This is a genomic window from Sedimentimonas flavescens, from assembly GCF_019264375.1.
GTDB lineage: Bacteria > Pseudomonadota > Alphaproteobacteria > Rhodobacterales > Rhodobacteraceae > Rhodobacter > Rhodobacter flavescens.
Genome location: NZ_JAHVAI010000011.1, coordinates 79,006 through 91,442, shown reverse-complemented (window position 1 = coordinate 91,442; position 12,437 = coordinate 79,006). Strand labels below are relative to the sequence as shown.

Sequence of the window (12,437 nt, the reverse complement as noted above, 5' to 3'; positions counted from 1 at the left end):
AAAGTGCCCGGGGGTCGTCCGGGACAAGTCCGCAAGGTGACCCAATGAACATTCAGGACCGCATCGCGATGCCGGATACGGACGAGGCCAAGGCCGCTCTGGAGGTTCTGCGCGCTTGGGCAGGGCAGGCGAGCGAGACCGAGATCGCACAGCTCGACCCGGCCATTGCCCGGCTGCTGCCCGAACGGGCCGTGGGCAATTACCCGGATCTGAGCCGGACATACGATCCTGACTTCAAGGTCGATGCCGCCTACAAGGCGGGCCTGCCTGATCTGCAAAACGGCCCGGCCTCGCTGATCGTCGGCGCCAAGACGCGGATCGAGCATGTCGGCATTTCGAATTTCCGCCTGCCGATCCGCTACCGGCTGCGCGAGGGCGGCGAGATCACACTGGAGACCTCGGTCACCGGCACGGTGAGCCTTGAGGCCGAGAAGAAGGGCATCAATATGAGCCGCATCATGCGCTCATTCTATGCCCATTCGGAAACCGCGTTTTCGAGCGGGGTGATGTCGCAGGCGGTCGATGACTACAAAGATCACCTGGAAAGCTTCGACGCGCGCTTGCAGATGCGCTTTTCCTACCCGACGCGGGTGGAAAGCCTGCGCTCGGGCCTCTCGGGCTGGCAGTATTACGACTTTGCGCTCGAGCAGATCGACCGCGCCGGGACGCGCAAGCGGATCATTCATCTCGACTACGTCTATTCCTCGACCTGCCCCTGTTCGCTGGAATTGTCCGAGCACGCCCGCCGCGTGCGTGGGCAATTGGCGACGCCGCATTCGCAGCGCTCGGTCGCGCGGATCTCGGTGGTGGCAGAGCCCGGGCAGCGGCTGTGGTTCGAGGATCTGATCGACATCGCCCGCGCCGCCGTGCCGACCGAGACCCAGGTCATGGTCAAGCGCGAGGACGAGCAGGCCTTTGCCGAGCTGAACGCCGCCAATCCCATCTTTGTCGAGGATGCGGTGCGCGCCTTTGCGGCCGGTCTTCTGGCCGATCCGCGCGTGGGCGATTTCCGCGTGGTGGCTAGCCATCAGGAAAGCCTGCATAGCCATGACGCCGTGGCGCTACTGACCGAAGGCGAGACCTTCGCCGCAGAAAGCCTCGATCCGCGGTTGTTTGCCTCGCTTGTGCATGGCGGCTGAGGGAGGGGGCGCTGCCCCCTCGGGCCTGCGGCCCTCCCCCCGAGGTATTTTTGCCAAGAAGAAGATGCGAACATTGCGTGAACTTCTCTTGGCCTTCGGCGCAGAGGCGGCTAGATTGGCGCCATGAGCGGATTTGACGAAGATGATGCATTCGAGGGGGCGTTGAGCCTGTCGCAACGTGCCATGGGCGCGATGCGGGGGGCTGCGGGCTATATTCACGAGTTGAACCCCGCACAACGCGCGGCGGTCGAGACGCTGGATGGGCCTGTTCTGATGCTTGCGGGGGCGGGCACGGGCAAGACCAAGGCACTGACCGCGCGGATCGCGCATCTGATCGATACGGGGCGAGCGAGGCCGAACGAGATCTTGGCCGTGACCTTCACCAACAAGGCTGCGCGCGAGATGAAGGAGCGTGTGAGCCGTCTGTTGGGGGGCGGAATCGATGGCGTGCCGTGGCTTGGCACTTTCCACTCGGTTTGCGTCAAGCTCTTGCGGCGCCATGCCGAGTTGGTGGGGCTGAAGCCGAACTTTACCATTCTCGATACGGACGATCAGATCCGGCTGCTTAAGCAGTTGATCGTCGCCGCGAATATGGATGAGAAGCGCTGGCCGGCGCGGCAATTGGCCGGGATCATCGACGGTTGGAAGAACCGCGCGCTGACGCCTGACCGGGTGAAGGGCGCCGAGACAGCGGCGTTCAACAATCGCGGGTCCGAGCTTTACGCGGCCTATCAGGAGCGGTTACGCACACTCAACGCCGTCGATTTCGGCGATCTGCTGCTGCACATGGTTTCGATCTTCCAGATGCATGACGATGTGCTTAAACAGTATCAACGCTGGTTCAAGTATATCCTGGTGGACGAGTATCAGGACACGAACGTCGCGCAGTATCTGTGGTTGCGGCTCTTGGCGCAGGGGCATCGCAACATCTGCTGCGTGGGCGATGACGATCAGTCGATCTATGGCTGGCGTGGCGCTGAGGTGGGCAATATCCTGCGGTTCGAAAAGGATTTTCCCGGCGCGGCGGTGATCCGGCTTGAGCAGAATTATCGCTCGACCGAGCATATCCTGGCGGCGGCCTCGCGGCTGATCGCGACCAATGAGGGGCGGCTTGGCAAGGAGCTTTGGACCGAGGCGAAGGGCGGCGAGAAGGTGCGCCTGATCGGTCTTTGGGACGGCGAGGAAGAGGCGCGCTGGATCGGCGAGGAGATTGAGGCGTTGCGGCGCGGCACACGCGCAATGGGGCCGGTTTCCTATGACAAGCAGGCCATCCTTGTGCGTGCCTCGCATCAGATGCGGGCTTTCGAGGATCGCTTTCTAACGATCGGTCTGCCGTATCGGGTCATCGGCGGGCCGCGCTTTTACGAGCGGCTCGAGATTCGCGATGCGATGGCCTATTTCCGGCTGGCGGTCAGCCCCGATGACGATCTGGCGTTTGAGCGCGTCGTGAACACGCCTAAGCGCGGACTTGGCGACAAGGCGCAGAACACGATCCAGCGGGCCGCACGCGAAAATGGGCTAAGCCTGTTCGACGGGGCGCGGCTGGTGCTGCAATCTGGCGGTCTGAGCGGCAAGGCCGCCGGGCAGTTGCGGCTGTTTGTCGAGAATATCGCGCGCTGGCATGAGGCGGTGCGCGGGGCTTCCCCCGCTACGGCCACGAGCCCCGCAGAGGACGACGATGCGCTGATCGAGCTGGAGGCAGACGCGGTGCCGCCCGCCAACGATCACTCGCATATCCGGCTGGTCGAGCAGATCCTCGAAGACAGCGGCTATGTCGAGATGTGGGTGAACGACAAGACACCCGAGGCGCCGGGGCGGCTTGAGAACCTCAAGGAACTCGTCAAGGCCTTGGAGCAGTTCGAAAACCTCCAGGGGTTCCTGGAGCATGTCGCGCTGATCATGGACAATGACCGCGACGAGGGGGACCAGAAGGTCACCATCATGACGCTGCACGCGGCGAAGGGGCTGGAGTTTCCGATCGTCTTCCTGCCGGGGTGGGAGGACGGGTTGTTTCCCAGTCAGCGCTCGATGGATGAAGCGCCGCAGAAGGGGCTCGAGGAGGAGCGCCGACTGGCCTATGTCGGCATCACCCGCGCCGAGGAGTTGTGCACGATTTCCTTCGCCGGAAACCGCCGTGTCTATGGCCAGTGGCAAAGCCAGTTGCCGTCGCGCTTCATCGATGAATTGCCGGCCGCGCATGTCGAGGTGCTTCCCTCGGGCATGGTAGGGGGCGGCTTCGGCGCGGCCAGCGCCTATGGTCGCGGCGGGATCGAGGAGCGGGCGAGCCGCGCCGATGTCTATGCCTCGCCGGGTTGGCAGCGGATGCAGTCGCGTGGGGTCAGTTCACAGCCGCAGCGGCGCGGCGCGATGATCATCGACGCCGAGACGGTCGCCTTTGAAATCGGCGAGCGCGTGTTCCACAAGAAGTTCGGCTATGGCGAGGTTCTCGGCTCCGAGGGCGACAAGATCGTCGTGGCCTTCGACAAGGCCGACACCAAGAAGCTGCTGGCCTCCTTTGTCGTGCCCGCCGACGAGGCCGACGACGTGCCGTTCTGAGTTTGCCGGAGCGCGCTCAGAGTTTCGCGAAGAGACGGCCGAGCCTTTGCGCTTCGTCCTCCAGCCCCCAGGGCGGGTTCAGCACGAACATGCCCGAACCGATCATGCCATGGCCTTCACGCGCGGGCGGAAAGCGGACCTCTGAGATCAGCGCCTCGGGGTGGCTGGCGCGCAGGCCGCGCACCATGGCGCGCTGCGCGTCACTGGCGGTAACGCTCGGGGCGAGGATCGGATACCAGAGCGCGATGACGCCGACGTTCCATTTGCGCGCGACCTGGCCGATCAGCTTGGGGATCGCCTCGTAATCGGATTTCACCTCCCACGAGGGGTCGATCAGTATGACGCCGCGGCGCGGGGTAGGCGGGGCCAGCGCCAGTGCCATTTGCAGCCCGTCCTTCTGATGAAAGACGCCGCCATGGGACTCCATCGCCGCGCGCAGGGCCGCGAATTCCTGCGGGTGTAGCTCGCATAGCTGGATCGAGTCGATCGGGCGCAGCAGGGTTGCCGCAAGCAGGGGCGAGCCCGGATAGGCGCGCGCGCCATGCGCGGCGCGCACCGCCGCGAGGGCGCGGGCATAGGGATGATCGGGGGCAAACCAGTTCAGACGCGCGATCCGCTCGATGCCTTGCGCGGCTTCGCCGGTCTTGACGGCCTCGGCCGCGTCCAGCGCGTAGAGCCCGCGGCCCGAATGGGTCTCGAGGTAGCTCAGCGGTTTGTCCTTGCGCGTCATGTAATCAAGCATCGCCGCCATCAGCGCGTGCTTGTGGACGTCGGCCAGATTTCCGGCGTGGTAGCTGTGTTGATAGGAAAGCATGGCACCCCCTTTGCCCCCCTGATGCCCCGCGCGCCCCCGACAGGCAAGCCGCAAAAGAAAACGGCGGGCCCAGGGAGGAGGAGGGGCTCGCCGTCTACCTTCCGATCGGCCCAGGGAGGAGGAGGGGCCGTCGGTATCCTGGCGCATCCCTCAGGGAGGAGGAGGAGGGCGGCGCCGCAGCCGGGTCCAGGGAGGAGGAAGGACCCGGTATTCTTGTGGCGGCGCCCCAGGGAGGAGGAGGGGCGCCGCCCAAGCGATCGGCCCAGGGAGGAGGAAGGGCCTTTCGCGTCTCTGCCCCGAAGGGCGTGTTTCTTGCCGCTGAGTAAGTGCGGCGGCCCCAGGGAGGAGGAGGGGGCCGCCGCCTTCTCTACAAAGGCCCAGGGAGGAGGAGGGGCCTTCGCATCGGCATCCGGCATGACCATCTGGTCCGAGGCCGGTATTTCAGGCGACACCCGAGGGAGGAGGTGGGTGCCGCCAAGTTCCGAGGCCCAGGGAGGAGGAGGGGCCTCTGGAAACGTGTTACTTGCCGTAGGCCGCTTCCATGGCGATGCGGGTGATCATCGAGCGATGAATGCCCAGATCGTCGAGTTCGCGGCTCGAAAGCCCTTTCAGCTCACGCAGGGTCTGACGATAGACCTTGCGGCGGGCCAGAGCCTCCGAGAACCCAGAGAACAGGCGTGCCACGCCCGTTTCCATGATCCGAATGTCCTGTGCCAGTGCCATTTTCTGCTAACCTTCTTGATGTCGTGTCGCGGTCCAGTGCCGCTGTTGGGATCAAGATGGCGCTAATGCTGCACCTGCACAATGGTTGGCGAGAGCATTTCTGCCATGCAGAAAATGCATGACCTTTATTGCTCAATTTTCCGGCCGATCTTCACTTCACCCTGCGTCATATTGCGCATTTTGTTTGCATTAATTGCCGTCCCCTCTTGCAGCGCGCGGCAAAAGCGCCACAGTCGCCGCGAAATCGACAGGAGAAAACTATGTCCCTGAGCAAGGAATCGGTCCTCAAAGCGCTTCGAGGCGTGGAAATGCCCTCTGGTAGTGATCCGGTGTCGCGTGATCTTGTGCGCGCGCTTGCGGTGCAAGGGGGAATCGTCCGCTTCGTCCTTGAGGGTGCCTCGGAGGCCGAGTTGTCGGCGGCGAAGCCCGCGATCGAGGCCGCCGTACGCGCGCTCGACGGTGTCGAGAGCCTGACGGTCGTGGTTCCCTCTGGCCCCGCGAAGGGGATGGGGGCGGGTCCCAAGATTGGCCAGCACCCGACGCCGCAGGCCGGTCCTCAGGCGGTTGAGGGGGTGCGCCATATCATCGCCGTCGGGTCCGGCAAGGGCGGCGTCGGCAAATCGACCGTCTCGTCGAACCTCGCGGTGGCGCTTGCGCGCGCGGGCAAGCGCGTGGGGCTTCTGGATGCCGATATCTATGGGCCAAGCCAGCCTCGGATGATGGGTGTGAACAAGCGCCCGGCCTCGCCCGATGGCAAGACGATCCTGCCGCTTCTGGCGCACGGCGTTGTGGTGATGTCGATTGGCCTGATGCTGAAAGAGGATGAGGCGGTGATCTGGCGCGGCCCGATGCTGATGGGCGCGTTGCAGCAGATGCTGGGGCAGGTGGCCTGGGATCACTACGGCCCGCTCGACGTGCTGATCATCGACCTGCCGCCGGGGACGGGCGATATCCAGCTGACGCTGTGCCAGAAGACGCGGCTTGATGGGGCTCTTGTCGTTTCGACCCCGCAGGACGTGGCGCTGCTGGATGCCAAGAAGGCGCTCGACATGTTCCGCCGCCTCGGCACGCCGGTCATTGGGCTGATCGAGAACATGTCGACCTATGTCTGCCCCAATTGCGGCCACGAGGCGCATCTGTTCGGCCACGGCGGCGTTGGCGCCGAAGCCGAGCGTCTTGGCCTGCCCTACCTGGGCGAGTTGCCGCTTGACCTCGATGTGCGCCTCGCGGGGGATGCCGGGCAGCCGGTTGCGACGGGCGAGGGTGCGGCATCTGATGCCTATGCCGGGATCGCGCGCAAGCTGATCGAGGCCGGTGCGGTCTGAGCATCTCGCGCTAGTAATGACGAGGGGCGCCTTTCCGGTGCCCTTTTTCATTCTGGTCGCCCTATGGCATGGGAATTCATGGAATCTGGGCGCCAAGGGCGCGCGATCACGCCGAATCACTCCACCGTGATCGTGGTTGAAGGCCCGCTTCGGGCCTTATTTTGCTGAGCGGAGTGGCGTTGCAGAGATATTTCTGGGATTTCGTGGGCGGCAAAGTGCCTTTCGATCCCTTGTCTAGATGTAGCGGCGGCGGTGTTGATCTTATCCAATATGAAGGAAAATCTTGCTGGCTGTGGGCCGCAAGCTGTTGATCTTCTGTTATCTGTAAAGGCAGATATTCCGTCTGGTGGCGAAAATTCCTGTTGCTTCCCATGATTTCCCATGGCATCCCTTATTCATCGGAGGCGAGGTTAAGAGGCAACAAGACCTCACGGCGAAAAGACCGGGTTTCATACAGGCACCCGCTTCACGAACCAAGGATCCGGCGCGCGAGCGAGCAGACATCCCCCCAGGTGGCGCGCGCAGTCGGACATACCCAGAGATGGGACGAGGGCGGCGGATCGGGCAGTGGCAGCAGCCCGATCCGCCGTTTTCTTATTCGGCACCAAGGGGGAACGGGACAGGAGAGCGCCAGCTTTGGCACGGCGGTTCAGAGGTTCGGAAACTTTCAAGGTGGACGCGAAGGGTCGCGTTTCCATCCCGGCCTCCTTCCGCCGCGTGATCGAGGCGGGTGACCCCGATTGGCAGCCCGGCGCGCGCCCCCAGATCGTCATTGTTTACGGCGGGTCCGAGCGAAAGTTCCTCGAAGTCTTTACCATGGAAGCGATCTATGAGATCGACGAGCAGATCGACGCGATGCAGCGCGGCTCGGTCGCGCGCGCCGAGATCGAAGAGTTGATGTACGCCCAGTCCCACCAGACCGATATCGACGGCGATGGCCGCCTCGTGCTGCCGCAGAAGCTGCGCGAGAAGATCGGCCTGAAGGCAGAGGCGTTCTTTGCCTCGGCGGGTACCTCGTTCAAGATCTGGGATCCCGAGGCCTATGAGGCAGAGCAGAACGCATTGGCCTCTGAGCGCGCAACGGAGCGGCCCGAAAGATATGACCCGCTGGTCAACCTGCCAAAGATCGGGGGCGCCTGATGTCCGACGCCGACCGACCCCATATTCCAGTTCTTCTGCGGCCGCTCCTCAAAGCGGTCGCGCCTGTCTCTGGGCTATGGCTTGATGGCACCTTCGGCGCGGGCGGCTATACCCGCGGTCTGCTGGAGGCCGGGGCCGAGCGCGTCATCGGCGTGGACCGCGATCCTTCGGTTTTCGATATGGTGGAAAGCTGGCGCGCGCCCTATGGCGAACGGCTGATCCTTGTGGAGGGGACGTTCTCGGAGCTTGATGAATATGCCGAGGATATCTCGGAAGGGCAGGGGCTTGACGGCGTCGTGCTCGATCTGGGTGTGTCTTCGATGCAGCTTGATCAGGCCGAGCGCGGCTTTTCCTTCATGCATGATGGCCCGCTCGATATGCGTATGTCGGCCGAGGGTGCGACGGCTGCGGATCTGGTGAACACCGCCTCGGAAGAGGAACTGGCCGATATTCTTTATCACTACGGCGAAGAGCGGGCCTCGCGGCGGATCGCGCGGGCGATTGGCGAGGCGCGCAAGGTCAAGCCGTTCGAAACCACGCGTGAACTGGTCGCGGTGATTGAGCGGTGCCTGCCGCGTCCCAAGCCCGGCCAGAGCCATCCCGCGACGCGCTCGTTCCAGGCGATCCGCATTGCGGTGAACGATGAATTCGGCCAGCTGATCGAGGGGCTGGAAGCTGCTGAACGCGCGCTCAAGCCCGGCGGGATGCTCGCGGTGGTAACCTTCCATTCGCTCGAAGACCGGGTGGTCAAGCGCTTCTTCCTCGCGCGCTCGGGCCGCGCGGCGCAGGGGTCGCGCTATGCGCCGATCCAGGCCGCCGAGAGCCCCGCATTCGAACTGGTCACCCGCAAGTCGGTCGGCCCCGATGATGAGGAACTGGCCGACAACCCGCGCGCCCGCTCGGCCAAGCTGCGGGTTGGGCGGCGCACCGATGCTCCGGCAGGGCAGGCTGATCGTGCCTCGCTCGGGCTGCCCGCTCCCGTCTTTCGCCCCCAAGGTTCCAAAGGAAGATCCAGATGAGGAACTTTATTTACCTTGCCACCGCGCTGAGCGTGATGGGCCTGGCCTTCTGGGCCTACCGGGTGAATTACGAAACTCAGGATCTGCAAGGCGAGCTGCGCGCCCTAAACCGCGAGATTGCCTCGCTGCACGAGGGGCTGAGCGTTCTGCGCGCCGAATGGGCCTATCTGAACCGCCCCGATCGGCTGCGTGAGCTGGTCGATCTGAACTTCGAGCGTCTGCAACTGCTGCCGCTCTCGCCCGAGCAATTCGGGTCCGTCGCGCAGGTCGCCTATCCGCTGCCGCCCGAAGAACCGGTCTCCGAGCCGATTGACGTCATCGCAAGCACCCAGGCGCTGGAGGCTGCCGAATGATCCGCACGCCCCTGCGTCCCCTGGCCCGTATCCTCGACGCCCGCGCGAAGGGCGAGAACCCCGACGCGATCGAGCGCGAGAATATCCGCCTGCGCGGCGAGGCCACGCGCGACAAGGCGCGGCTGCGCGCCGAGGGCCGCCTGTTGATGATGGGCGTGATGTTCCTGTGCGCCTTCATGACGGTTGGCGTGCGCATGGGCGTGCTGGCCAACACCAAGCCGCAGGAACCGCAACTGTCGGACAGCGGCGCGCCGATTCTGGCGCAGCGCGCGGATATTACCGACCGGGCCGGGCGCCTGTTGGCCACCAACCTCGTCACCCACGCGCTTTACGCGCAGCCGCCGCTGCTGGTCGATCCGGAGCGTTCGGCCGAGAAGCTGGTAGAGATTTTCCCCGATCTCGACCGCGAGCGGCTGGTGCGCGACTTTACCGGCGCGCGCAAGTTCGTCTGGATCAAGAAGAAAATCTCGCCCGAGCAGATGCAGGCGGTACATGATATCGGCGACCCGGGGTTGCTGTTCGGCCCGCGCGAGATGCGCCTTTTCCCCAACGGTGCGGTAGCCTCGCATATTCTGGGCGGCGCGCGCTTCGGGGCGGAGGGCGTGAACTCTGCCGAGATCGTCGGTGTCGCGGGGGTCGAGAAGGCATTCGATCTCTGGCTGCGCAACCCGGAGAACAACGGCGCGCCGCTTCAGTTGACCATCGATCTTACGCTCCAGTCCGCGGTTGAGGAAATCCTCGATGGCGGTATGAAGCTGATGAATGCCAAGGGCGCGACTGCGATTCTGATGGAGGTCAAGACCGGCGAGATTCTGGCGATGGCCAGCCTGCCCGACTTCGACCCCAACGACCGTCCCGCGCCGTTGGCCAAGGGCGATGCCTCGGACAGCCCGCTGTTCAACCGCGCGGTTCAGGGCGTCTATGAGCTTGGCTCGACGTTCAAGATCTTTGCTGTCGCGCAGGCGATGGAACTGGGCCTTGTGAACCCCGAAACCAAGGTTCCGACCAAGACCCCGCTGGTCTATGGCCGCCACCGCATTCGCGACTTCCACAATTACGGGGCCGAGAACTCGGTGACCGACGTGATCGTGAAATCCTCGAACGTCGGCACGGCGCGGATCGTGCAGATGATCGGCGGCGAGCGTCAGCGCGAATTCCTTGAGCGTTTGGGCTTCCTCGAACCGACCTCGGTCGAACTGATCGAGGCGCCGACGGGCCGCCCTATCGTGCCGCAGAAATGGCCCGAGATCACGGCGATGACCATTGGCTATGGGCACGGGCTCTCGGCTTCTCCGCTGCATCTGGCCGCAGCCTATGCCACGATTGCGAATGGCGGCCTGCGGGTGAGGCCGACGCTGATCCGCGGCGCGGCACGCACGCCGGGGGAGCGGGTGATGAGCGCCGATGTCGCGCAGAAATCGCTGGCGATGATGCGGGCGGTGGTGACGCGCGGGACGGCCTCGTTCGGCGATGTGAAGGGTTATCAGGTCGCGGGCAAGACCGGCACCGCGGACAAGGCCAAACCCACTGGCGGCTATTACAAGGATAAGGTGATTGCCACTTTCGCCTCGGTCTTCCCCGTTACCGATCCGAAATATGTGCTGGTGCTGACGCTTGATGAGCCTTCGGAAAACGCAGGCTCCGAGCCGCGCCGCACCGCGGGTTGGACCGCCGTTCCGGTCGCCGCCGAGGTCATCCGGCGCGTGGCGCCCCTGCTGGGACTGCGCCCGCAGGAAGGCCCGACCGAGCTTGCCGGCATCCAGCTTGTGAAAAAGGACTGAGCGCGCAGCCGGCGGCCGTTTCCCGCTGCTGCGGTCGGGTTGCGTTGACGTGCGAGGCCGCTCCACGATAAATGGCGGGAGCGATAACGGGGGCACAAGATATGGGTAACGGGGCAAAGCCGCTTAGCGAACTGGGGCTGACCGTGCTGCATGGCGCGGATGTCGCCGTGACGGGGCTGTCGGTCGATAGCCGCTTGACCAGGGAAGGCCACCTGTTCGCCGCGCTGCCGGGTACCAAAGTCCACGGCGCAAGCTTCGCGCCAGTCGCGCTTGAGCGGGGCGCCATTGCCATTCTGTCCGACCGCGAAGGCGCCGAGATCGCGCGCGAGGCTGTCAGCGGCCGCGATGTCGCGCTGGTGGTGGTCGAGGACCCGCGTCAGGCGCTGGCCTTCGCTTCGGCGCTCTTCTTTGGGGCGCAACCCGCGACGGTCGTTGGGGTGACCGGCACCAATGGCAAGACCAGCGTCGCGACCTTCACGCGCCAGATCTGGGCGCTTCTGGACTTCGAGGCCGCCAATATCGGCACGACCGGCGTCGAGGGCGCCTTCACCGCGCCAAGCGCCCATACCACGCCCGAGCCGATCACCCTGCACCGGCTGCTTTCGCAGATGGAGGCCGCTGGCGTGACCCATGCCGCGATGGAGGCCAGCTCGCACGGGTTGGCGCAAAAGCGGCTGGACGGGGTGCGGCTCTCGGCGGCGGCGTTCACGAATTTCACGCAAGATCACCTCGATTACCACGCCACGTTTGACGAGTATTTTGCTGCCAAGGCGGGGCTGTTCACCCGCGTGCTGCCCGAGGATGGCGTCGCGGTGATCAACACCGACGATCCCAAGGGCGAGGAATTGGTGAAGTATGCCCGCGTGCGCGGTCAGCGCGTGATCCGCATTGGCCATGACGAGCGCTGCGAGATGCGGCTGCTCGGCCAGCGCTACGATGCGACCGGGCAGGATCTGCGTTTTTCGTGGGAGGGTGCGGTGCATCTGGCGCGGCTGCCGCTGATCGGCGGTTTTCAGGCGATGAACGTCCTGACTGCGGCGGCGCTCGCCATCGGCTGCGGGGCCGAGGCGAGCGCGGTCTTCGGCACCCTGCCCAGGTTGCAGACCGTGCGCGGGCGGATGCAGCTTGCGGCCACGCGCGACAATGGCGCGGCGGTCTTTGTCGATTACGCCCACACGCCGGATGCCGTCGAGACCGCGATCAAGGCGCTTCGCCCGCATGTGATGGGCAATCTGGTGGCCATCGTCGGCGCGGGGGGCGACCGGGATCGCACCAAGCGCCCGCTGATGGGGCGCGCGGCGGCGCTGAACGCCGATAAGGTTCTGGTGACCGATGACAATCCGCGCACCGAAGACCCTGCCTTGATCCGCGCCGCGGTGATGGAGGGCGCAGGTGCCGAGGCGGTTGAGGTCGGCGACCGCGCCGAGGCGATCCTGCGCGGGGTGGATATGCTCGGGCCGGGCGATGCGCTGCTGATCTGCGGTAAGGGCCATGAAACCGGGCAGATCATCGGCACCGATATCTACCCCTTTGACGATGCCGAGCAGGCAAGCGTGGCCGTGGCCGCGCTGGATGGAAAGATCTGAG

Annotated in this window: 10 protein-coding genes; 8 read left to right on the top strand and 2 right to left on the bottom strand. The window is 64.8% G+C overall.

The window, feature by feature from the left end; translation table 11 throughout:
- Positions 1–44: 44 nt before the first annotated feature.
- On the top strand, positions 45–1,139 hold the full coding sequence (gene folE2, locus KTQ37_RS11825; RefSeq protein WP_218630727.1) for a GTP cyclohydrolase FolE2: 1,095 nt from the start codon (positions 45–47) through the stop codon (positions 1,137–1,139).
- Between the two features lie 123 nt (positions 1,140–1,262).
- Positions 1,263–3,695, top strand: a complete 2,433-nt coding sequence (locus KTQ37_RS11820) for an ATP-dependent helicase (protein ID WP_218630726.1) — start codon at positions 1,263–1,265, stop codon at positions 3,693–3,695.
- 16 nt (positions 3,696–3,711) lie between these two features.
- Here KTQ37_RS11820 and KTQ37_RS11815 read toward each other — a convergent pair whose 3' ends face one another.
- Both KTQ37_RS11815 and KTQ37_RS11810 read right to left on the bottom strand, forming a co-directional pair.
- On the bottom strand, positions 3,712–4,509 hold the full coding sequence (locus KTQ37_RS11815; RefSeq protein ID WP_218630725.1) for a 23S rRNA (adenine(2030)-N(6))-methyltransferase RlmJ: 798 nt from the start codon (positions 4,507–4,509) through the stop codon (positions 3,712–3,714).
- Positions 4,510–5,028: 519 nt separating this feature from the next.
- A complete protein-coding gene (locus KTQ37_RS11810; protein ID WP_218630724.1) occupies positions 5,029–5,232 on the bottom strand; it encodes a DUF1127 domain-containing protein in 204 nt (67 codons plus the stop codon).
- 260 nt (positions 5,233–5,492) lie between these two features.
- On the opposite strand from KTQ37_RS11810, the gene KTQ37_RS11805 reads away from it, so the two are divergent.
- The 6 genes from KTQ37_RS11805 to KTQ37_RS11780 all read left to right on the top strand — a co-directional run bounded on the left by KTQ37_RS11805 (position 5,493) and on the right by KTQ37_RS11780 (position 12,436).
- Positions 5,493–6,557: an Mrp/NBP35 family ATP-binding protein gene (locus KTQ37_RS11805; protein ID WP_218630723.1), complete on the top strand. Its 1,065-nt coding sequence runs from the start codon at positions 5,493–5,495 to the stop codon at positions 6,555–6,557.
- 636 nt (positions 6,558–7,193) lie between these two features.
- Entirely contained in the window at positions 7,194–7,697 is a 504-nt protein-coding gene (gene mraZ / locus KTQ37_RS11800; RefSeq protein ID WP_218630722.1) for a division/cell wall cluster transcriptional repressor MraZ, read from the top strand.
- Positions 7,697–8,716, top strand: coding sequence for a 16S rRNA (cytosine(1402)-N(4))-methyltransferase RsmH (rsmH, locus tag KTQ37_RS11795; protein WP_218630721.1), 1,020 nt, complete (start codon positions 7,697–7,699; stop codon positions 8,714–8,716). Before mraZ ends, rsmH begins: the two co-directional genes overlap by 1 nt.
- A complete protein-coding gene (gene ftsL, locus KTQ37_RS11790) occupies positions 8,713–9,069 on the top strand; it encodes a cell division protein FtsL (RefSeq protein ID WP_218630720.1) in 357 nt (118 codons plus the stop codon). The genes rsmH and ftsL overlap by 4 nt, the downstream gene beginning before the upstream one ends.
- Complete coding sequence (locus tag KTQ37_RS11785; RefSeq protein ID WP_218630719.1) at positions 9,066–10,850, top strand: peptidoglycan D,D-transpeptidase FtsI family protein; 1,785 nt, start codon at positions 9,066–9,068, stop codon at positions 10,848–10,850. Before ftsL ends, KTQ37_RS11785 begins: the two co-directional genes overlap by 4 nt.
- Before the next feature lie 101 nt (positions 10,851–10,951).
- Entirely contained in the window at positions 10,952–12,436 is a 1,485-nt protein-coding gene (locus KTQ37_RS11780) for a UDP-N-acetylmuramoyl-L-alanyl-D-glutamate--2,6-diaminopimelate ligase (RefSeq protein ID WP_218630718.1), read from the top strand.
- Position 12,437 lies beyond the last annotated feature (1 nt).